This is a genomic window from Streptomyces sp. NPDC050485, from assembly GCF_044458185.1.
Taxonomy (GTDB): Bacteria; Actinomycetota; Actinomycetes; order Streptomycetales; family Streptomycetaceae; genus Streptomyces.
Genome location: NZ_JBITHR010000001.1, coordinates 752,660 through 772,535, shown reverse-complemented (window position 1 = coordinate 772,535; position 19,876 = coordinate 752,660). Strand labels below are relative to the sequence as shown.

The 19,876-nt window shown below is 72.3% G+C and carries 13 protein-coding genes; 4 read left to right on the top strand and 9 right to left on the bottom strand.

What is annotated here, in order from left to right; all coding sequences use genetic code 11:
• Positions 1-79: 79 nt before the first annotated feature.
• From ACIBK6_RS03580 to ACIBK6_RS03570, 3 genes are all read right to left on the bottom strand, one after another.
• Complete coding sequence (locus tag ACIBK6_RS03580; RefSeq protein ID WP_399048371.1) at positions 80-1,387, bottom strand: glycosyltransferase 87 family protein; 1,308 nt, start codon at positions 1,385-1,387, stop codon at positions 80-82.
• A 75-nt stretch (positions 1,388-1,462) separates the two neighbouring features.
• On the bottom strand, positions 1,463-2,239 hold the full coding sequence (locus ACIBK6_RS03575; protein WP_399048473.1) for an ABC transporter ATP-binding protein: 777 nt from the start codon (positions 2,237-2,239) through the stop codon (positions 1,463-1,465).
• A 25-nt stretch (positions 2,240-2,264) separates the two neighbouring features.
• Positions 2,265-3,173 (bottom strand): ABC transporter permease, encoded by a 909-nt coding sequence (locus tag ACIBK6_RS03570; RefSeq protein ID WP_399048471.1) that lies wholly within the window; start codon positions 3,171-3,173, stop codon positions 2,265-2,267.
• A 197-nt stretch (positions 3,174-3,370) separates the two neighbouring features.
• Here ACIBK6_RS03570 and ACIBK6_RS03565 point away from each other — a divergent pair, with 197 nt between their 5' ends.
• A complete protein-coding gene (locus ACIBK6_RS03565; RefSeq protein ID WP_399048369.1) occupies positions 3,371-4,003 on the top strand; it encodes a TetR/AcrR family transcriptional regulator in 633 nt (210 codons plus the stop codon).
• A gap of 149 nt (positions 4,004-4,152) precedes the next feature.
• Here ACIBK6_RS03565 and ACIBK6_RS03560 read toward each other — a convergent pair whose 3' ends face one another.
• From ACIBK6_RS03560 to ACIBK6_RS03540, 5 genes are all read right to left on the bottom strand, one after another.
• Positions 4,153-6,390: a CDP-glycerol glycerophosphotransferase family protein gene (locus ACIBK6_RS03560; RefSeq protein WP_399048367.1), complete on the bottom strand. Its 2,238-nt coding sequence runs from the start codon at positions 6,388-6,390 to the stop codon at positions 4,153-4,155.
• 234 nt (positions 6,391-6,624) lie between these two features.
• Positions 6,625-7,506, bottom strand: a complete 882-nt coding sequence (locus ACIBK6_RS03555; RefSeq protein WP_399048366.1) for a carbohydrate ABC transporter permease — start codon at positions 7,504-7,506, stop codon at positions 6,625-6,627.
• A 97-nt stretch (positions 7,507-7,603) separates the two neighbouring features.
• On the bottom strand, positions 7,604-8,956 hold the full coding sequence (locus ACIBK6_RS03550) for a carbohydrate ABC transporter permease (protein WP_399048364.1): 1,353 nt from the start codon (positions 8,954-8,956) through the stop codon (positions 7,604-7,606).
• A gap of 7 nt (positions 8,957-8,963) precedes the next feature.
• Positions 8,964-10,346 carry an ABC transporter substrate-binding protein gene (locus ACIBK6_RS03545; protein ID WP_399048362.1) on the bottom strand — a complete coding sequence of 461 codons (1,383 nt, stop codon included), beginning with the start codon at positions 10,344-10,346 and terminating at the stop codon, positions 8,964-8,966.
• Between the two features lie 286 nt (positions 10,347-10,632).
• Entirely contained in the window at positions 10,633-13,857 is a 3,225-nt protein-coding gene (locus ACIBK6_RS03540) for an FHA domain-containing protein (RefSeq protein WP_399048361.1), read from the bottom strand.
• Between the two features lie 432 nt (positions 13,858-14,289).
• Here ACIBK6_RS03540 and ACIBK6_RS03535 point away from each other — a divergent pair, with 432 nt between their 5' ends.
• The 3 genes from ACIBK6_RS03535 to prfB all read left to right on the top strand — a co-directional run bounded on the left by ACIBK6_RS03535 (position 14,290) and on the right by prfB (position 18,545).
• On the top strand, positions 14,290-15,978 hold the full coding sequence (locus ACIBK6_RS03535) for a serine/threonine-protein kinase (protein WP_399048360.1): 1,689 nt from the start codon (positions 14,290-14,292) through the stop codon (positions 15,976-15,978).
• Positions 15,979-16,134: 156 nt separating this feature from the next.
• Entirely contained in the window at positions 16,135-17,379 is a 1,245-nt protein-coding gene (locus ACIBK6_RS03530; RefSeq protein ID WP_399048358.1) for a serine/threonine-protein kinase, read from the top strand.
• 59 nt (positions 17,380-17,438) lie between these two features.
• Positions 17,439-18,545: a peptide chain release factor 2 gene (gene prfB, locus ACIBK6_RS03525; RefSeq protein WP_399048356.1), complete on the top strand. Its 1,107-nt coding sequence runs from the start codon at positions 17,439-17,441 to the stop codon at positions 18,543-18,545.
• 262 nt (positions 18,546-18,807) lie between these two features.
• On the opposite strand, the gene ACIBK6_RS03520 is transcribed toward prfB, so the two are convergent.
• Positions 18,808-19,860, bottom strand: a complete 1,053-nt coding sequence (locus ACIBK6_RS03520; protein ID WP_399048354.1) for a hypothetical protein — start codon at positions 19,858-19,860, stop codon at positions 18,808-18,810.
• Positions 19,861-19,876: the final 16 nt, after the last annotated feature.

Here is a 19,876-nt window from a genome sequence, read left to right as displayed (position 1 = left end):
CTGCCCCCCGGCCCCCGCTCCTCAAGCGCCGGAGGGGCTTGATTTTGCCGCCGTACGCTCCTCAAACGCCCCCAAGGCCTTAAGAGCCGGGGAGGGGCCCCCATGAGGGGCTTGATTTTGGCGCCGTGTTGGAATCGCAAACAGACCCCGTCCACAGGCGTCGGCAGGACAGCAGGGTGGCCGTGAGCAGCAGGGTGTTGCGGGCGGTCATGATGGCGGTGCCCAGGGGTGTCCCCGCCATGACCTCGGCGTACAGGCAGGGGAAGGCGAGGGCGCTCAACGCGGCGGCGGGGAGCAGGAGTTGGGCGACCGGGCGCTGGGTGGTCCGGCGTGAGGTGAGGCAGACGGCGGCCAGGCCGAGCAGCCAGACCAGGTACTGGGGGCTGATCACCCGGCTGGTCACGGTGAACAGCAGCACCGCGCACAGCGCCGCGTCCAGCGGCACCGCCACTGTCCAGCGGCGGGCGCGCAGCCGCCAGAACAGCAGCCAGCAGCAGGCGAGCCCGGTCAGCGCCAGGCTGAGCGCGGCCAGGGCGGACACGTACCGGCCGGTGAACTCCATGGCCCCGTACTGGTGGACGACCCGGCCGGGACGGCCCGCGATCAGGTGGGCGAGCTGGAGCGCGGTCCCGGCGAGGGATTCGATCTGGATGCCCCGGCCGCCCTGCTGACGGGCGAAGTCCAGGGTGTGGCTGAACGCGAGCGCGAGCACCGCGAGCAGCGCGGCCGCCGCACCGAGCGCGCCGAGCAGGGCGCGGCGGGTGGTGCGGCCGGGCGGGGCGCCGATGAGGGCGAGCATCGGCCACACCTTGACCAGGGCGCCGAGCCCCGCGAGCGCGCCGCCGAGGCCGGGGCGGCGCCGCAGCGAGAGCAGGGCACCCACCGCGAGGGCGGTGACCTCCACGTCGTAGCGGCCGTACGGGACGTGCAGGAGCAGCGGGAGGCCGCCCACCCACAGCCAGCCGCCGGCCCCGCTGCCGCCGGGCCGGGACCCGGCCCGCGCAAGGAGCAGGGCGATCAGCGCGTCGCAGGCGAGGGTGAGGGCAGTGAAGGCCTGGAAGAAGGTGAGGAAGGGGAAGAGCGCGGGGGTCAGGATCACCGCTCCCGCGCCGGGCGGGTACTGCCAGGTGGGGTCCCCGAAGGGGAAGGTGCCCGCGCTGAGCTCCTCGTACCAGCGCCGGTAGAGGACGGAGACCTCCCCGGCCACCCCGCCGACGCCGAGCCGGTCGCCGGCCAGGAGGTGGAGCATGAGCGCGCGGGTGGCGAGCCAGCCGCAGCCGAGCGCGGCGTGCCGGGTGCGGCGGCCGAGGGCGCCCGGGTCGGGCGCGGGCGCCGGGGCGGGGATGCGGACCCGCTGGGGCGGCGGAGGCAGCTGGGAGGGCGTCATCCCGGGGAAGTGTATGCACCCTTTGTTCCGATTGTGCGGGATGCTGCGACGGCGCCCCGCGCGACGCCGCGCCCGCTACTTCTTCTTCGTGAACCGCTCGTACGCCGCGATGACCTCGTCCGTCGGGCCGTCCATCCGCAGTGTGCCCGACTCCAGCCAGAGCGTCCGCTCGCAGGTCTCCTTGATCGAGGCGTTGCTGTGGCTGACCAGGAAGACCGTGCCCGCCTCCTTGCGCAGCTCGTTGATGCGCTCCTGGCTGCGCCGCTGGAACTTGGCGTCACCGGTGGCCAGGGCCTCGTCGATGAGCAGGACGTCGTGGTCCTTGGCGGCCGCGATGGAGAAGCGGAGCCGGGCGCCCATGCCGGAGGAGTACGTGCGCATCGGGAGCGAGATGAAGTCGCCCTTCTCGTTGATCCCGGAGAACTCGACAATGCCGTCGTAGCGGTCCCGGACCTGCTCGCGGGTCATGCCCATGGCGAGCCCGCCGAGGGTGACGTTGCGCTCGCCGGTCAGATCGGCCATCAGGGCCGCGTTCACGCCGAGCAGCGAGGGCTGGCCCTGGGTGTAGATCTTGCCCCGGGCGGTCGGCAGCAGGCCCGCGACCGCCTTGAGCAGAGTCGACTTGCCCGAGCCGTTGGAGCCGATCAGGCCGATGGCCTCGCCCCTACGGGCCACGAAGCTGACGCCCTTGACGGCGTGCACCTCGCGCATGCCGGGGGTCTGCTTGCGCGAGACGATCCGGTTGAGCGCGGCGGTGGCTCCGCCCTTGCCCTTGGCGCCGGTCCCGTTGACCTTGTAGATGATGTGCACGTCGTCGGCGATCACGGTCGGGGTGCCGATGGAGTCCGCCATGGCGCCCGCGTCCAGGGTGCTGGTCTCAGCCACGTCCGTACTGCTCCTCTGCCTTCCAGAAGTAGATGAAGCCCGCCGCCAGCGCGACGACCGCCCAGCCGCCGGCCACCGCCCACACGTGCGGGGGCAGCTGCTTGGCATGGAAGCTCTTGATCATCGAGAACCGGACCAGGTCGATGTAGACGGCGGCCGGGTTGAGCCCGAGCAGCTGGCCCACCAGGTGCGGCATCTTCTTGAGCTGCGGGCCCAGGTTCCACATCACGCCGGACATGTACATCCAGGTGCGCAGGACGAACGGCATCACCTGGGCGACGTCCGGGGTCTTGGCGGTGATCCGGGCCATCACGAGGGACAGGCCGGTGCAGAACATCGACTGGAGGAGCAGCGAGGGGATCAGCAGCAGCCACGAGACGCCGGGCAGCTGGCCGAAGCCCATGATGATGATCGCCAGCGCGGCCAGCGAGAACAGCAGCTGCTGGAGCTGCTGGAGGGCGAGCGAGACGGGCAGCGAGGCGCGCGGGAAGTGCAGCGCCCGCACCAGGCCGATGTTGCCGGTGATCGCCCGGGTGCCGGCCATGATCGAGTTGGCCGTGAAGGTCCAGATGAAGACGCCGGTGACCAGCCACGGGATGTAGTCCGGCGTGCTCTTCTTGTTGCCCATCAGGATGCCGAAGATGAAGTAGTAGACCGCCGCGTTCAGGAGCGGCGTCATCAGCTGCCAGATCTGGCCCAGCTTCGCCTCGCTGTACTGCGCGGTCAGCTTGGCGGTGGCGAACGCGGTGATGAAGTGGCGCCGGTCCCACAGCTGCCGAACGTACTCCGGCAGCGACGGGCGGGCGCCGCTGACCTTCAGGCCGTACTTCGCGGCCAGCTCGGCCGGGGTGAGGGCCTGGTCACCGGTGTACCGGGCGGACTCCGCCCTCGGCGCCGGAATGGAGTCCGATGGTGCTGCGGTCTCGCGCGCAGCTGCGGTCTGGCTCACAACGGTCGCTTTCGGCTGGGGTGCTCCGGGAGGCTTCCGGGAGCAAGGTCGTCGCTGGCGATGGGACGGACCCGTATCGTCGCTACGGCGAGAGTAGGACGCCCTTACGTCGCAACGCAACCGTCTCGTCGCAACGCTATGCTCAAGCCATGACCAAGACGGACCCGGAGACCCCCGCGAACCGCCCGCGGACCCGGCGTGCCCCGGCCGGCGCCGCGGTGCTGCGCGAGGACGTGACGGACGCCATCCGGGCGGCCGTCTTCGAGGAACTCGCCGCGGTCGGTTTCGCCCGGATGTCCATCGAGGGCATCGCGCGCCGCGCCGGGGTCGGCAAGACGGCGGTCTACCGGCGCTGGAAGTCCAAGCTCAGCCTGGTCCTCGACCTGGTGTCGGCCTTCGCGGAACAGGGCCTTCCGCTGCCGCACACCGGCTCCCTGTACGGGGACATCCGCGCCCTGCTCGCGGTCGCCTCGCTCGCCCTGCGCCACCCGATCGCCTCGCAGGTCATCCCCGACCTCCTGGTCGAGTCCGTACGCCACCCGGAGATCGCGGACGCGATCAAGGCGGCGCTGCTCGACGGCCAGCAGGGGGTCGCCGCGGTCGTCGTGCGCGAGGCGGTGGAGCGGGGCGAGCTGCCGGCGGGCGCGGACCCCGACCGGGCGCTCGACCTGATCGTGGGTCCGCTCTACTGGCGCCTCGTGGTGGTGAAGGGCCCGCTGCCCAAGGGCTACCTGGACGATCTGGCCAAGTCGGCGGTGGCCGCGCTCAAGGCGGTGGCCTGAGAGCGGGGGGTGGGTGGCTGTTCGGCTGCCGGCCGTGCGGAGTTGATTGCGGCTCGGGTCGGTGATCGTCCGGCCGACGGCCGTGCGTGGCTAGTGGCGCAGTTCCCAGCGCCCCTGTCAGGGTTCCATCAGCCCCCTCGGGGCGCTGGTCAGTGGGATGCCCGGGTTGCCGAGGGGGCGAACTCCGTGCCGCGGGTGCGCTGTTCGGGGAGGTTGCGGGGGGTGGGGGTCGTCTCGCGGAGGAAGACGCGGCGGACTACGCGCTCGGCCGCGTGCCCGTCGTCGTACGGGCAGAAGCGGGACCGGAACGCGGCGCGCAGCTGGGCCGAGCGGGAGCCGCGCCAGTGGCCGGAGGCGAAGATGTCGATCAGTTCGTCCTCGGTCCGCGCGACCGCGCCCGGCGGGCAGGCCCGCAGGTCGAAGTAGGTGCCGCGGGCCGCCTCGTACGCCTCGCGGTCGTCGTCGAGGATGACGATCGGCCGGTCCAGATTGGCGTAGTCGAACATCAGCGACGAGTAGTCCGTGACGAGCGCGTCCGAGACCAGGCAGAGCTCCTCGACCGACGGATGCCCCGTGACGTCCAGGACGCGCGGCAGCGGGGTCCTGCTCAGCGGCGCGCCATAGGCGAAGTGGGCGCGGCTCAGCAGGAAGAACTCCGGGCCGAGCGCCGGGCCGAGCCGCTCCAGGTCGAGCGGCAGGTGCTGGCTGCGGCTGTAGTCGCGGTACGTTGGCGCGTACAGCACGACGGTCGACTGCCCCGGGATGCCGAGCTGTTGGCGCAGCCGGGCCGAGTCGGCGGGGGTGGAGCGCCGCAGCACGTCGTTGCGCGGGCTGCCGTATTCGAGCGTGGTGTACGCGGCCGGGAAGGCGCGCTCCCCGGTGAGGGTGGAGTGCCGGTTGGCCGAGAGGGCGAAGTCCCACTTGTCGGCGTCCGCGAGCAGCCGGGCGAAATCAGTGGAGCGCGAGGCCGCCGGACGGTCCGTCAGATCCAGGCCCACCGACTTGAGCGGGGTCCCGTGATGGGTCTGGAGCAGGATCTGCCCGGGCCGCTTGACCAGGCCGTGGTCGAACTCGACGTTGTTCACCAGGTACTTGGCGCGGGCCAGCGCCGACCAGTACCCGAAGCTACCCGGCCGCACTCGGCGGGTGGCCCGCGGCACGGTGGCGTACTGCTCGGGCGTGGTGATCCAGGAGGTCCGCACCCAGGGGGCGAGTTCGCGGACCTTCGCCTCGATGGCGGCCGGGCTGCACGCGTAGCCGCGGTTCCAGTACGCCGTGAACACGGCCATGTTGGCGCGGAGCGGCAGGCGCAGCTGGACGCGGTAGTGCAGCCGCAGCGCGGCCGAGCGCACCGGGCGCAGCAGCGCGGCGCCGAACGCCCTGGTGCGGGCGCGCAGCGCGCGGATCCCCCGCAGTGTGCGGTACGTGCGGTAGGTGCCGAAGCGGACCCCGGCGTACCGCAGCCCCGCCGCGCCCGGCACCCGGTGGCGGCCGTAGTGAGCGCGGGCCAGCCGGAAGAACTCGGCGCGGGTGCGCGGGGAGAGCCCGGGCGCGGTCAGGACGGCGGCGGACGCGGCGGCGAAGTGGTCCGCCATCCTGCGTGCGAGCACCGGCCGCCAACCGGCGAGTTCCGGGCGGGAGTCGATGAAGGCGAAGACACGGTCGTAGTGGGGGAAGAGGTCGAAGTGGCGGCTCGGAGCGATGGCCGGGGCGCGGCGCCGGCGGTGGTGCACGCAGACCCGCTCCAGGGTGCTGAGCGACCCGGCCGCGAGCAGCGCCGCGTACGTCCAGGAGGTGTCCGTACGCGGGCCGGGCGCGAAGGCGAGCCCCTCGCGTTCGATGAACTCGCGCTTGTACGCCTTGTTCCAGGCCGGGGTCGGCTGCTTCAACAGGGCGGGCCGGTCGGTCAGTTGGAAGGAGGCGGGGCCGGACTCGGTCAGATGCGGCGGCACCGGGAGGTGCTCGGTCTCGCCCGACCAGTGGGTACGGGCCTGGCCGAAGACCAGGACGTCGGGATCGCCGGAGGCCTTGAGCCGGTCGGCGATGTCGCGCAGGGCGTGCCGGGCGAGGGTGTCGTCGCCGTCGAGGAACAGCACGTAGTCGCCCGTGGCGCGGGCGAGTCCGGCATTGCGGGCGGGGCCGGGGCCCTGGCCCGGGTCGGCCGGGTCGGCGGGGAGGTGCACGGCGGTGACCCGGGGATCGCGGGCGGCGAACTCGTCGATGATCTCGCCGCAGGAGTCGGGGGAGCCCGCGTCGACCGCGATCAGTTCCAGATCGGACGCGGGGCTCCCGTCACTCTCGTACGTCTGACTCAGGACCGATTCCAGACAGGCGTGGAGATACGCCTGGAGCTTGTACGCGGGCACGACAACGCTGAACCGGGGCAACGGACATCCTGGGGGCGTGAGAGGGCACGGGTAGATGGCCCGTGAACGTCCGATGGAGTGACCGGGTTACGCCGCCGGTGCCGTCCGGGGTATTCGAAGTCACGCGCGCTTGACGTGGCGTCATTCGAGCGGGGTGCTTGATCGAACGATCGGGTGAGCGGTCGGCTCGGTCGATCGCGCGATCAAGCGGTCGGATTCGTTCGTGGGGCGGTGGTTCGAGGGGTGGTGAGGTGGTTACTTGACCGCCCCCGCCATCACCCCGGTGACGAACTGCCGTTGGAAGGCGAAGAAGACGGCGAGCGGGATGACCATCGAGACGAAGGCGCCCGGCGCCAGGACGTCGATGTTGTTGCCGAACTGGCGGACCTGCTGCTGCAGCGCCACCGTGATCGGCGGGTGCTTGGAGTCGGCGAAGATCAGGGCGACCAGCATGTCGTTCCAGACCCACAGGAACTGGAAGATGCCGAGCGAGGCGATCGCCGGGCCGCCGAGCGGCATCACGACCCGGGTGAAGAGCCGGATCTCGCCCGCCCCGTCGAGCCGGGCCGCTTCGAGCAGCTCCCTCGGGATCTCCGCGAAGAAGTTGCGCAGCAGGAAGATCGCGAAGGGCAGCCCGAAGGCGACATGGAAGACGATCACGCCGAACGTCGTCTCGAAGATCCCGATCTGCCCGAAGAGCTTGGCGACCGGCACGAGGGCGACCTGCACGGGCACGACGAGCAGGCTCACCACGACCATGAACCACCAGTCGCGGCCCGGGAAGTCCATCCAGGCGAAGGCGTACCCGGCGAACGAGCCGATGACGACGACCAGGACGGTGGCCGGGACGGTGATCAGGACAGTGGACACGAGGGAGTTGGTGATCGTGCTGTTGTCGAGCAGGTTCGCGTAGTTGTGGAAGGTGAGCCGGGACGGGTCGGTGAAGGTCTTCCACCAGCCGGTCGAGGCGATGTCGGCGGGGCTGCGCAGCGAGGAGAGCAGCAGCCCGACGGTGGGCATCAGCCAGAAGAGCCCGACCAGGATCAGAAACACGCGCAGCGCGCCGCCGCCCGCCCGCGCCGCGATCCGCGCGGGCAGCGACTGCCTGGCCTTGACGATCCCGTCGACAGCGGTCATCGCTTGGCCTCCCGTCGCATGCGCCGGATATTGCTGTGCTGTCCCGGGGGACGACCCCCGGACCCCCGGCAGGAGGCGGTCGCGGTGCCCAGCGTGCTCATCGCTTCGCCTCCCGTCGCATGCGCCGGATATTGAAGAGCATCACCGGGATCACAAGGAGCAGCAGCAGTACGGCGATTGCGCTGCCGATGCCGAGGTCCGCCTCGGTGCCGAAGGAGGAGCGGTAGAGCTGGAGGGCGAGGACGTTCGCGTCGGCCTGGCTCGATCCCGGCGCGATGATGAAGACCAGGTCGAAGATCTTCAGGACGTTGATCATCAGCGTGACGAGGACCACCGCGAGCACCGGCGCGAGGAGCGGGACGGTCACCCGGCGGAACACCTGCCATTCGTTCGCGCCGTCCACCCGCGCCGCTTCGAGCAGCTCGCGCGGCAGCCCCGCGAGCCCGGCCGCGATGAGCACCATCGCGAACCCCGCCCACATCCAGATGTACGAGCCGATGATGGCCGGGGTGACCAGCGTCGGCCCGAGCCATTCGACGCCGTTGTACGGCTCGTGGAAGTTGCTTTCGGGGAGCCGGAGTTGAGCCCCGTCGGCCTTCGCCGGGAGGGAGAAGGTGCCGTCCGCGGCGGCGGTCGCGGAGGCGACGACCTTGTTGTCCTTGACGGCCTCGATCTTCATGCCCTTGAGGCCGAGCTCCTCGGGGTCGATGACGCCCGGACGGCCGCCACCGCCCTTGGTGAAGTCGAGCCAGACCGTGCCGGTGACCTTCCCCGGGTCGCTCTTGGCGGCCTTGGCGGGCCCGGCCGACGTCGGCATCTTGTCGGCGGCGACCCCGACCAGGGGCAGCAGGGCGGGCTGCCCCGCGTGCACGACGTCCTTGGTGACGAACGTCCCGCCGCCCCCGGCCTTCAGCGGCGCGGCGGGCAGCGGATGCGCGTGGGGATATCCGGCCGAGTCGGTGAACGTGTCGTGCACGCCCACCCATACGGCGTTGGCGACCCCGCGCGCCGGGTCCTGCTCGTACACCAGGCGGAAGATGATGCCCGCGGCGAGCATGGAGATCGCCATCGGCATGAAGACGATGAGCTTGAACGCCGTTCCCCAGCGCACCCGTTCGGTCAGTACGGCGAAGATCAGGCCGAGGGCGGTGGCGACGGTCGGGGCGCAGATCACCCAGATCGCGTTGTTCTTCACCGCGGTCCGGATGGTGTGGTCGGTGAACAGCGTCTTGTAGTTGTCGAGTCCGGCGAACGAATGCCCGGACTGATCGAAGAACGATCGATAGATCGAGAATCCGATCGGATAGACGACGAGCGCACCGAGCAGTACGAGCGCGGGCAGCAGGAACACTGCCGCGATCCACTTGCGGGTACCGGTCACGCTCTTGACGTTCTTGGGCGCGGGAGGCGTGGCGGGAGGCGGGGCTCCTCCCGCCGTGGCGGTCGTCATCGCCGGGTCAGTTCTTGAACGCCGCGGCCGCGTCGGCCTCCAGCCTGGACTGGACGCCCGCGATGTCGGCCGGGTTCTTCAGGAAGTCCTGGAGGTCCTTCCACTCGCCCTTGCCGGGGGTGCCGCCGAAGGACTGCGGAGCCTGGTCCGACATGTCGAAGCGCACATTGTCACCGGCCGCGATCAGCGACTTGGCGATGTCGCGCTGCACGTCATTGGGGTACGCGCCGAAGTCCAGGGCCTTGTTGGGCGAGACGAAGCCGCCCGCGGAGGCCCAGATCTTGGCGGCGTCGGCGGAGGCCAGCCAGGTGAGCAGCGCCTGGGCCCCCTTGGTGTCCTTCAGCGCCACGGCCGCGTCGCCGCCGATCACCGTGGGCGACTTGGCGCCGACCGCGGGGAACGGGAACACCTTGGCGTCGGTGCCGATCTTCGCCGAGGTCTGGGCGATGTTGACGGCGGCGAAGTCGCCCTCGAAGACCATGCCCGCCTTGGGCTGGTCGCCGCCGGTGAAGGTCTGCGTGACCGAGGCGGGGAACTCGGTCTGGAGCGCGCCGTTGGTGCCGCCCGCGATCAGGCTCGGCTTGCCGAAGAGCTGGGCGAGCGCGGTGAGCGCGTCCTTGACGGACGGATCGGTCCACTTGATCGTGTGCTTGGCCAGCTGGTCGTACTTCTCCGGACCGGCCTGGGACAGATAGACGTTCTCGAACCAGTCCGTCAGGGTCCAGCCGTCCGCGCCGCCGATGGAAACCGGGGTCACGCCGGACGCCGAGATGGTGTCGGCGGTGGCGAGGAAGGCCTTCCACGTCTGCGGCTCACTGACGCCCGCGTTCTGGAAGACCTTGGTGTTGTACCAGATCAGGGACTTGTTGGCGGCCTTGAAGTAGACGCCGTACTGGGTGCCGTTGACCGCACCCAGGTCCTTCCACGCCTTGGAGTAGTTCGCGTCGAGCTGAGCCTGCACCTCGGCGCCGGCCGGCTTGGCCCACTTCTTCTCCACGGCCTGCTGGATCGCGCCGACCTGGGGGAGCATCGCCACATCGGGCGGACTGCCACCGGCGATCTTCGTACCGAGGAAGTTGACGATGGGGTCCTGGGCGGGCACGAAGGTGACGGTGGCCCCGGTCCGCGCCTCGAACTCCTTGAGCACCTTGACGAAGTTGGCCTGCTCGGGCCCGGTCCACACGGCGGCGACCTCGATCTTCTCCCCGTTGAGCTTGGGAAGCTGCACGCCGGCGCCGGAGGAGGCGGAGGTGGAAGCACTGGCGGAAGGAGTGCTCTTCTTCCCGCCGTCCCCGCACCCGGCCGCGCCGAGCGCGAGACCGCCGATGGCCAGGGCGGACATGAGGGTGCGGCCTGTTGTGGTGGTGCGCGTTGTACGAGTGCTGCGCATGCGTGCCCCGTCTCTCCCGTGCGCGTACGAACCGCCGCGCCCGGTGACGCAGGCGCCGCCGCTCTCGTCCCGTGCGACAGTCCTACGCCGGGTGCGGGGGCGCCGCAATACCGCGTTGGCGGTCAAGTTGGTGATCGTGATGGGCTTGTGACGTTGGGTCACGCGGGGATTGCCCCGCCTGTCCGCCCTTCCCCTTGCTCCTTAAGAGCTTGGGGGAGGGCGGGCGGGTGGGTGAATTCCCTGGCTCCGGGAGCCAACCCGCGCGCCTCGCAGGGCCCGAACCCCCTCACCCCAGCGGAGCCACCCGCACCGCGTTGACCAAGGATGCCGCCCGGTCGAGCGCGCTGGCCAGCAGGGCCAAGTCGGTGGGCCCGTTGCCCAGTTCGCGTACGGGCCGGCGGGCCGGCGGGTCGCCCATGCGCTCCCACTCCAGCACCACCACGGTCGGCCGCAGCGTGGCAGTGCGAGGTATGCGCCCCGTGACCCGCCCGCCCTGGAACGGCACGGACCCCCCGTCCGCCTGGTGCAGCCGCCCCCGCCCGGGGGACGGCTCGTCCGGCGAGGGTGACGCCGGCGGCGGGTCGAGCACGACCCGGTGCCGGGCACCCCGTGCCAGTTCGGTGTCGGCCGTGCGGTCGGGCCGGGCCGTGGCCGCCACCAGGTGCACCCCGAGCCGCTCGCCGTCGCGGGCCACCGCCTCCAGGGCCCGTACGACCGAACCCGCTGCGGGCCGACCGGGGCTGCCCAGCGCGGGCGCGACCAGCGCGTCCAGGTCGTCCACGAGGACGACCAGGCGGGGCAGCGAGGGCCCCGCGTCGGTCTGGCTGCGCGACACCGGACGCAGCCGCAAGGTGCTGCTGCCCGGCGCGTCGAGGTCGCCCCGGCTCTCCGCGGCGGGCGGCTGGCGCTGCCCGACCAGCCGCCCGGCGATCTCCCGCTGCGTCTGCCATTCCGCGAACCCCACCCCGCCGAGGAATTCGGCCCGGCGCTTCAGCTCCGCCCCGAGGGCCTGCGCGAACTCCCGCATCCGTACGGGATCGGAAGCGATCAAGTGGGTTGATACATGCGGCAGTTCGGTGCAGGGGCGCAGTCCCTCCCCGCGTTCGCCGCCCGCGCCGTCGACCAGGATCAGGCCGAGCCGGTCCGGTCGCGCGCCCGCCGCGAGGGATGCGGCGACGGCACGCAGCAACTCCGTACGACCGCTACCGGCCGGTCCCTCCACGAGGAGGTGGGGGCCGTCGGACGCGAGGTCCACGCCGACCGGGCCGCGCGGCCCGGTGCCCAGCACCACCGCCCCGTCCGGCGCGGATTCCCAACGGGCCATCAGAGATGCGGGCGTGGCCCGCGCAAGCCCCAACTCGTCCAGGAGCCGTGACGATTGGGGCAGCGAGGAGGCCAACCGCCCCGTGGCGGCGCCCACTTCACCGGTGCGCAGGGGAGCCAGCGCGCGGGCGAACCGTTCGGCCCAGGGCCGCGACACCGCGTCCACCGCGGCCACCGTGCCGTACCCCGCGGGCCGCCCGCCCGCGATGCGCAGCAGCCGCAGCGCCGTCGCCACATCGCCGCTGAGCAGCGCCACCGCCCCGCACTCCCGGAACGCCAGCGACGCCGCGCACGCCGTCTCGTACGTCTCCGCGAGGGGTGAGGCGGCCGAGGCGGGCGGCGCCTCGGCCAGGCACAGCAGATGGATTCCGGCCGCCGCGCCCGCCGCCGCCAGCCGGGCGGTGGTCTCGCGCAGCGGCGCCGAGCCGGGGTCGCCGTCCACGACGACCACCGTGTACGGACCAGTGTGCCGGGCGGCCGCCTCGGCCACCGCGGTCCGGTCCGCCGAGGCCCAGCCGGGACCCAGCGGTCCCGCGTCGAGCCGCCTGACCAGCTCGGCGGTGCGTGCCGCCGCCTGGTCGCGGTCGTACGCCAGGAGCAGCCGGCAGTCCTGGCCGTGCGCGGGGCGGACCTGGGGCAGCCAGCCCAGCCAGTCCCACTCGGCGGTGCGCGCCTGGAGGCCGCGCGCCCGGTCCGTACTGATGAGGACGATCTCCAGCGTGGTCGGCGCGTGCAGTGCGGCGAGCTGGGCGATGGCCGAGCGGGCGAGCCCGGCCAGCCGCTCGCGCGGCCCAGCGAGCCCGAGCGAGCCGACCTCGCGCAGCCCCACCGTGACCGGCACGGCCGCCAGCTCGCCCCGGTCCGCGGTGCCGACCCGGACGGCGAGCGCCTCCGGGTGGCCCGGTTCCCGCTCCCACAGCCGGGGTCCTGGGCCGAGCGCCGTGAGCAGCAGCGCGGCCGGATCGGGCCAGCTCTCCGGCAGCGGCTCGGCCGGGGGCCGCCGCCGCTCGGCGGGCGCCTGCTCGGGCGCCGTCTCGCCACGGCCGCCGGCCAGCCGCCGGGCCCACGCGCCTATCCCGCCGCGCCGACGGCCGCCGTCGGAGAGGTCCGCGCGGGCGTGCTCGGCCTCGTCCGGTCCCGGCAGCCGGCTCGCGGGCAGCCGGGTGCCGTGCGTCGGAGTGCCCTGGCGCCTGCTCTGCCGCGCCGGGTCCCGCTCGCCGTCCGGGCCGTCGTGTCCGTACGCCGAGGGCGCATCCGGCGCGTCGAACCCGGACCCGTACGACTCCTCGTGCGAGCGCGGCCCCGCCGGGCCCCGGGACGTACCCGAAGAGGCCGGTGGCGTACCGAAGGAAGGCGGCGGCGGTGCACCCAGCGGGGAGGGCGACGGCGACGTGCCGAAGGGCAACGGTGACGCGCCAGCGGAGGACGGTGACGTGCCGAAGGAGTAAGCCGTCTCGCCGGACGGAGGGCCCAACTGCGGTGCGGGGGCGCCCTGTTCGCCGTGTCCGGCAGGGGGCGTCGTCCCGGCCGGTGCCGGGTTCGGGGTCACCCGGAGGTGGCCCTCGCCGTCCGGTGTCGTCGGCAGGGACGGCTCCGCCTCGGGGCCGCCGGGGGAGAGCCGCAGGGCCGACTCGCCGATCCGCAGCAGCGCGCCCGGGGCGAGCCGGACCGGGCGGGGGCCGATCTCCGTGCCGTTGACCCGGGTGCCGTTGGTGGAGCCGAGGTCGGCGACGCTGACGCGGCCGTCCTCGCCGACCGTCACCGCGCAGTGCTGGCGGGACACGTCCGGATCGTCCAGCGGGACATCGGAGTCGGTGGAGCGGCCGATCCCGACCCTGCCGCCGTGCAGCAGATGGACGCCGCCCGCGTCCGGACCCGCGACCACGTGCAGCCGGGCCGGGGCCGGGCCGTCGTGGGCCGGTTCGTCCGCGGCCGGGGTCGCGAGGGAGAGCACCGCGCCGTCCAGGAGCGGTGGCTCGCCGAGGATGCGGCGCTGTGCGTCGAGCCGTTCGCGGCCCGCGAACAGCACCACGGACGCGCCCGAGACCTCCGCGCCGCAAGCGGCCGAGGCCAGGCCGGACGCGACGGCCGCGAGTGCCGTCCCCGCCGGGGCGGTGACGAGCACGTCGCAGGCGCGCGCCGCAGCGTGGCCGCTGCGCGGCGCGAGGACGGTCAGCCGGATCTGCATCGCCTCGGCGGTCCCTTCTGCGCGGGGGTGCCGAGAAGGGGGAGCAGCCCTGTGATTCCCCCCACCCGGCACACAATTCGTGCTGAGGGCATCCTCGCACCTGCCACTGACAACACGCCCGTCGCCCACCTCGAATTGATCTTGATTGGTCGGCTCCGGGTGCAAATGTGGACGGAAAAGTGGCTGGTTGCGACCGGGTGCGGCATGCGCACGTGATGCCGGGCACGGCCGTTCGGCAACCTTCCGTGCGAAGACCGCGTCTTCCCTGTGCAACATGAGAAGACCGTGCAGCATGGGAAGCCGTGCAGCATGAGAAGACCGTGAACAACCTGGTGGCGCCGACCGTACGACCCGTCTGCGGCGTCGGGGGCGGCACTAGAGTGGGCCGGAAACCCCCACAGCAAGTGAAGCGAGCAGCAGGGAGCGCATGACGTGCGGCCGGTAGGCAGCAAGTACCTGCTCGAGGAGCCGCTCGGACGCGGCGCCACGGGCACCGTCTGGCGAGCCCGCCAGCGCGAGACCGCGGGTTCCGAGGCATCTGTCGCGGGCCAGCCGGGCGAGACCGTCGCGATCAAGGTCCTGAAGGAAGAGCTCGCCAACGACGCGGACGTGGTGATGCGCTTCCTGCGGGAGCGCTCCGTACTGCTGCGGCTGCGCCACGACAACATCGTGCGCACCCGCGACCTGGTCGTCGAGGGCGATCTGCTCGCCCTGGTCATGGACCTGGTCGACGGTCCCGACCTGCACCGCTACATCCGCGAGAACGGCCCGCTCACCCCGGTCGCCGCTTCCCTGCTCACCGCGCAGATCGCGGACGCGCTCGCCGCCAGCCACGCCGACGGCGTCGTCCACCGCGACCTGAAGCCCGCCAACGTCCTCCTGGACGAGCGCGACGGCGCGATGCACCCGATGCTCACCGACTTCGGCATCGCGCGCCTCGCCGACTCCCCGGGCCTGACCCGTACGCACGAGTTCGTGGGCACGCCTGCCTATGTCGCGCCGGAGTCCGCCGAGGGCCGCCCGCAGACCTCCGCCGTCGACATCTACGGCGCCGGAATCCTGCTGTACGAGCTGGTCAGCGGCCGTCCGCCGTTCGCGGGCGGCACCGCGCTCGAAGTCCTCCACCGCCATCTGAGCGAGGAGCCGCGCCGCCCCACCACCGTGCCGGGACCGCTGTGGACGGTCATAGAGCGCTGCCTCAGCAAGGACCCGGACCGGCGGCCGAGCGCGGAGAACCTGGCGCGCGGGCTGCGTGTGGTGGCCGCCGGCATCGGCGTGCACTCCACTGTGGCCCAGGTCGAGGCGGCCGACGGCGTGGGCGCCCTGCTCGCGCCCGACCCGGCGCCGGCCCCCGTGCCGGACGCCCCGGGCGCGGCCGACCCCACTCAGGTGCTGCCGAGCAACGCGGCCTCGTACGACCCGGCCGCGCGGACCTCGGTCCTGCCGCACACGGGCCAGGGACCGCAGGGCCCCGCCGACCCGACGGCCCTCATGCCCCCCGTGCCGCCGGGGCAGCCCCCGCGCCCGGAGGAACCGCACCCCTGGCAGTCCCAGCTCCAGGCGGCCCGCGACCGCAGCGAGCAGACCCAGGTCGGTTTTCTGTCCCCCGAGCAGGATCCGCTGCGCCGCCGCCCGCACCGCCAGCAGCAGCCCCCGCAGGGCTACGGCCAGCAGGGCCAGCAGCAGCCGTACGCCCAGCAGGGCCAGCCGTACGGCCAGCAGGCGCCGCAGGGCTACCAGCAGGGCCAGCCGCCCCGGCCGCCGCAGCGCCAGCAGTACGCCCCGCCGCCGCAGCCCTACCAGCAGCAGCCCCAGCAGTACGCGCCGCAGCCCCAGCAGTACGCGCCCCCGCAGCCCCCGCCGCAGGCCCCGGCGCGGGAGCCCCGGGAGCCCCGCGAGCCGCGTCGGCGCAGCCCGAACCGGATGCGGATCCCGGGTCTGGGCTGTCTGAAGGGCTGCCTCTTCACCGTCGTGCTGCTCTTCGTCGCGGGCTGGCTGATCTGGGACCTGACGCCGCTCCAGGACTGGGTCGCCCAGGGCAAGGGCTACTGGCAGGCGATCGGTGACGGGATTTCGACGGTATCCGGCTGGATCAAGAGCATCGGCGGCTCCGGAAAGTAGTGCGTACCGGCCCGGGAACGGCCTGAAAACCGCCGGGCCGGGACGCGACTTCGGGGATTTGTCGACTTCCAGAGGGTGATTTCGGCGCCAGAAGTGAAGGTTGGCGTCCCGGCCGCGTAGCCTCAGCGTGCACAGCCAGCCGCTGAGGGAGCAGTCTTGGCACGGAATATCGGCAGCCGGTACACCGCCCACCAGATCCTGGGCCGCGGCAGCGCCGGCACGGTGTGGCTCGGCGACGGCCCCGAGGGCCCCGTCGCCATCAAGCTGCTGCGCGAGGACCTGGCCGCTGATCAGGAGCTGGTCGGCCGCTTCGTCCAGGAGCGCACCGCCCTGCTCGGCCTCGACCACCCCAACGTGGTCGGCGTGCGCGACCTGGTGGTGGACGGCAACGACCTCGCCCTGGTCATGGACCTGATCCGCGGCACCGACGTCCGCACCCGCCTGGACCGCGAGCGCCGGCTCGCCCCCGAGGCGGCCGTCGCCATCGCGGCGGACGTCGCCGACGGCCTCGCCGCGGCCCACGCGGCGGGCGTCGTCCACCGGGACGTCAAGCCGGAGAACATCCTCCTGGACATGCAGGGCCCGCTCGGCCCCGGCGGCGCCCACCCCGCCCTGCTCACCGACTTCGGCGTCGCGAAGCTCATCGACACCCCGCGCCGCACCAAGGCGACGCGGATCATCGGCACCCCGGACTATCTGGCGCCGGAGATCGTCGAGGGCCTCCCGCCGCGCGCCGCGGTCGACATCTACGCCCTCGCGACGGTGCTGTACGAGCTGCTCGCCGGCTTCACGCCGTTCGGCGGCGGCCACCCCGGCGCCGTCCTGCGCCGCCATGTGACCGAGACCGTGGTCCCGCTCCCCGGCATCCCGGACGAGCTGTGGCAGCTGATCGTCCAGTGCCTGGCCAAGGCCCCGGCCTCCCGCCTGCGCGCCTCCGAACTCTCGGTCCGGCTGCGCGAACTGCTCCCCCTGGTCGCCGGCATGCCCCCGCTCGACGTGGACGAGCCGGACGCGGACGAGGCCGAGGACGAGGAGGCGTACGAGGATCCGTACCCGACCGCCCCCACCGCCCCGCGCCGCGGCGCGGTCCCCCTGGTGCCCGGGGCGCCGCACGACTCCGCCAACCGCGACACCCACACCAGCATGCGGGTGCCCGCCCCCGACGAGCTGGCCGGCGGCCCGCTGGGCACCGCCCGCGCCCCCCGCTCCTCGGGTGCCCCGCGTCCCGGCTCGGCCCGCCACCGCGCCGACCAGGTCCGCAAGCGCCGTCTCGTCCTGACGTCGGCGGCGGTCGTCCTCGTGGCGGCCGTCGGCGTGGGCGGCTGGCTCGCCCTGAGCGACGACTCCGGCAAGCAGCACCCGCCGCAGGACACCAAGAACTCCGCGCCCGTCGTCCCCTAGGGCGGCGGTGCGGAGACGGCCCGGGGAACGCCGGAGCGCGCAGCCGTTACGCTGGACCCGTGGCAGTCGTCGATGTATCCGAAGAGCTGAAGTCCCTCTCCTCGACCATGGGGTCGATCGAGGCCGTCCTGGACCTCGACAAGATGCGGGCGGACATCGCCGTGCTTGAGGAGCAGGCGGCCGCCCCGTCCCTGTGGGACGACCCGGAGGCGGCGCAGAAGATCACCAGCAAGCTGTCGCACCTCCAGGCGGAGCTGCGCAAGACCGAGGCCCTGCGCGGCCGGATCGACGACCTCGGGGTGCTCTTCGAGCTCGCCGAGGAGATGGACGACCCGGACACCCGGACCGAGGCCGAGGCCGAGCTGGAGTCGGTGCGCAAGGCGCTGGACGAGATGGAGGTCCGTACCCTCCTGTCCGGCGAGTACGACGCCCGTGAGGCGCTGGTCAACATCCGCGCCGAGGCCGGCGGCGTCGACGCCTCCGACTTCGCCGAGCGCCTCCAGCGCATGTACCTGCGCTGGGCCGAGCGGCACGGCTACAAGACCGAGGTTTACGAGACCTCGTACGCAGAAGAGGCCGGCATCAAGTCGACCACCTTCGTCGTCAACGCGCCCTACGCCTACGGCACGCTCTCCGTGGAGCAGGGCACGCACCGCCTGGTCCGCATCTCGCCCTTCGACAACCAGGGCCGCCGCCAGACGTCCTTCGCGGGCGTCGAGGTGCTGCCGGTGGTCGAGCAGTCCGACCACGTCGAGATCGACGAGTCCGAGCTGCGCATCGACGTGTACCGCGCGTCGGGCCCGGGCGGCCAGGGCGTCAACACCACGGACTCCGCGGTCCGCATCACCCACCTCCCCACCGGCATCGTCGTCTCCTGCCAGAACGAGCGCTCGCAGATCCAGAACAAGGCGAGCGCGATGAACGTCCTCCAGGCCAAGCTCCTTGAGCGCCGCCGCCAGGAGGAGCAGGCGCTGATGGACTCCCTCAAGGGCGACGGCGGCAACTCCTGGGGCAACCAGATGCGTTCGTACGTCCTGCACCCGTACCAGATGGTCAAGGACCTCCGCACCGAGTTCGAGGTCGGCAACCCGCAGGCGGTCCTCGACGGCGAGATCGACGGCTTCCTGGAAGCGGGCATCCGCTGGCGCAAGCAGCAGGAGAAGTAACCCCCGTACGACCTCCGTACGCAGACGGCGTCGCCGGGTCCCTGGTTCGGGACCCGGCGTCGCCGCGTCTCGCCCTCATGTGAATTCGCGGGCGCAAGCGGGGATATGGGCGACTCGGCGCTTTGTCGACATCGGAACTCGCCTGCGGGAGGGGCCAGTTCCGGTCTTCTGTCACAGTCGTATTCCCGTACGCCAGGCAAGTTGGGTTATTTCGGGCATCGCGTACGCAACGGCCTTGACGCCATCTTTAAAACTGGCAAAGCTAACGCGCGGCATGCGTAATTCTGGGGCGCGTGTGACAGGGGAGGGGCCCCATTGCTCCCCCGGCGTTGCCGCCCCGGGCGCTGCTCCATGACGAGACAGCTACTGGGGGTAGCAAGCAGATGACCAAGAACACGCGGATCCGCGTCGCGCGGATAGCAGCCGGTGCGGTGATTGCCGCCGGCGCGTCGCTGACCGCGGCGGGGGCGGCCCAGGCCGTCGGTGGCGACTCCGTGAGCGGTGGGACCAGCACCAAGGCGACCCTCGGCTCGCCCTGCGACAACCCCACCTCGCCGATCTGCACCACGGGCGGTTCGGACTCGTCCGGTTCCACGTCCACCGGCACCACGGGTGACACCACCTCTGGTTCGACTGGTTCCACGAGCTCGACCGGTTCCACGACCTCTGGTTCGACTGGTTCCACGAGCTCGACCGGTTCCACCACTTCCGGTTCGACTGGTTCGACCAGCTCGACCGGTTCCACCACTTCCGGTTCGACTGGTTCGACCAGCTCGACCGGCTCGACCACTTCCGGTTCGACTGGTTCGACCAGCTCGACCGGCTCGACCACTTCCGGTTCGACTGGTTCGACCAGCTCGACCGGTTCCACGACCTCCGGTTCGACTGGTTCCACGAGCTCGACCGGTTCCACCACTTCCGGTTCGACCGGTTCGACTGGTTCGACCGGTTCCACGACCTCCGGTTCCACGGGCTCGACCGGCAGCACCGGGTCCACCGGCTCGACGGGCAGCACGGGCTCGACCGGTTCCACGGGCTCCACCGGCTCGACCGGCAGCACCGGCTCCACGGGCTCGACGGGCTCCACCGGCTCGACCGGCAGCACCGGCTCGACGGGTTCCACCGGCACCACGGGTTCCACGGGCACGACCGGCACCACCGGCAACACCGGCACCAACCCCGACACCCTCGGGTCGCAGCCGGTCGAGCAGGGCAAGCCCAAGGAGCAGCTGGCCGCCACCGGTGCGGGCGGGACCACGTTCCTGCTCATCGGCGCCGCGACCATGATCGCGGGTGGCGTCGGCTTCCGCCTCATGCCGCGTTTCGTCAGC